This is a genomic window from Mesorhizobium sp. M7A.F.Ca.US.005.03.2.1 (genome assembly GCF_003997795.1).
Taxonomy (GTDB): domain Bacteria; phylum Pseudomonadota; class Alphaproteobacteria; order Rhizobiales; family Rhizobiaceae; genus Mesorhizobium; species Mesorhizobium ciceri.
Genome location: NZ_RZRP01001076.1, coordinates 1 through 1806, shown reverse-complemented (window position 1 = coordinate 1806; position 1806 = coordinate 1). Strand labels below are relative to the sequence as shown.

The following is a 1806-nucleotide window of genomic DNA, read 5'->3' as shown; positions in this document are numbered from 1 at the left end:
ATCTTCCTCGCCGTGACCGGCGCCGAGGCGCTCTATGCGGATCTCGGCCATTTCGGCCGCAAGCCGATCGTGCTCGCCTGGCTGTGGGTCGTGTTTCCGTGCCTGCTGCTCAATTATGCCGGGCAGGGCGCTTTCGTGCTGGCCAAGAACGGCGTCGTCGGCCATCCGTTCTTCGAAATGAATGAAGGCTGGACGCTGATCCCGATGGTCGTGCTGGCGACCGCCGCCACGGTCATCGCCAGCCAGGCGGTGATCTCGGGCGCCTTCTCGTTGACCAGGCAGGCGGTGCAGCTCAATATGCTGCCGCGCCTGGAAATTCTGCATACGTCGGAGAAACAGTCCGGCCAGATCTACATGCCGCGCGTCAACCTGCTGCTGGCGCTGGTGGTGATGATGCTGGTGGTGGGCTTCGGCGAGTCCAGCAGGCTGGCATCGGCCTACGGCATCTCGGTGACCGGCAACATGCTGGTGACCACGGTGCTGTTGTTTGTGGTCATGACGCGGATCTGGAAATGGAAGCTGTGGCTGGCGGTCTCGCTGACGGCGCTGTTCGGCTTCATCGACGTCGGTTTCTTTGCCTCCAACATCGTCAAGGTGTTTGAGGGCGGCTGGGCATCGCTGGCCGTTGCCTTCACCATTGTGCTGGCCATGTGGACCTGGGTGCGCGGCAGCCGCTATCTGTTCGACAAGACCCGCCGCAACGAGATCCCGCTCGATTTCCTCGCCGGCAATCTGTTGAAGAAGAAGCCGCAGCTGGTGTCAGGCACCGCCGTGTTCCTGACCAGCGATCCGCTCAGCGCGCCAACCGCACTGATGCACAGCCTGAAGCACTACAAGGTGCTGCATGAGCAGAACGTCATCCTTTCAGTGGTGACCGCGCCGCAGCCGGTGGTGCCCGACAGCGACCGGGTCAAGATGGAGACGGTCAACGAGCTGTTCATGCGCGTGACTCTGACCTTCGGCTACATGGAGCAGCCCAACATCCCGCGCGCGCTGGCGATCTGCCGCAAGCAGGGCTGGAAATTCGACATCATGACGACTTCGTTCTTCCTGTCGCGGCGTTCGCTCAAGGCCTCGCCCAATTCCGGCATGCCGGTGTGGCAGGACCGGCTGTTCATCGGCCTGGCGCGCACGGCGGCCGACGCGACGGAGTATTTCCAGATCCCGACCGGGCGCGTGGTGGAGATCGGCACTCAGGTGGCCATCTAGGACATGCCGATATTCAGGTGAGGCCGGCCTGCGAACGGCAGGTTCCTGCGCTTCCGGTACTCACGGACCAAGTGTCCGCTCCGTTCCGGTTCTCGGAACCCACATTCTCGGTCCAGCCTGACCTGAATCTCGATATGTCCTGGCGAATGAGCTGTGTCTTGCGGCACAGTCCATGTCACTCCGCTTCAACCGGCCAGCGCGGCCTTGTTCGCCTCGAGGAACTGCTTCAGCGTTTTTGGCTTGCGGCCGGAAAGCGTCTCGATCGCGTCGGTCACCATGGGGATGCGGCCGGAGCGCGTGTTGACGTCGAAGGACACGATGACTTCAGCAAAATCCTCGGGAACGCCTGATGCCTTTACCCCTTCGGTGAGCGCTTCATCCGGAACCTGCAGGACATCGAGCGACTTGCCGGTGACCTCGCTTACCAGGGCGGCAATCTCTGCCGTGGTGTAGGCGTGCGGACCGGTCAAGGTGTAGGTCTTGCTTTCGTTTGAAGCGCCAGCGAGGCTGGCGGCGATCGCCGCTGCCATGTCGTCGCGCGCACCGTGGGCAATGCGCCCGTCGCCGGCCGACGTGTACCATTTTCCCGAGGCGATC

The 1806-nt window shown here is 62.8% G+C and carries 1 protein-coding gene and 1 pseudogene; one reads left to right on the top strand and one right to left on the bottom strand.

Features of this window, described 5'->3' with window-relative positions:
• Positions 1–1209 (top strand): KUP/HAK/KT family potassium transporter (locus EN991_RS34765; protein WP_206519316.1); only part of this gene is annotated, 1209 nt, incomplete at its 5' end.
• Positions 1210–1394: 185 nt separating this feature from the next.
• Here the strand turns inward: EN991_RS34765 and EN991_RS34760 are convergent.
• Positions 1395–1806: pseudogene (locus EN991_RS34760) on the bottom strand (SDR family NAD(P)-dependent oxidoreductase); the annotation flags it as partial.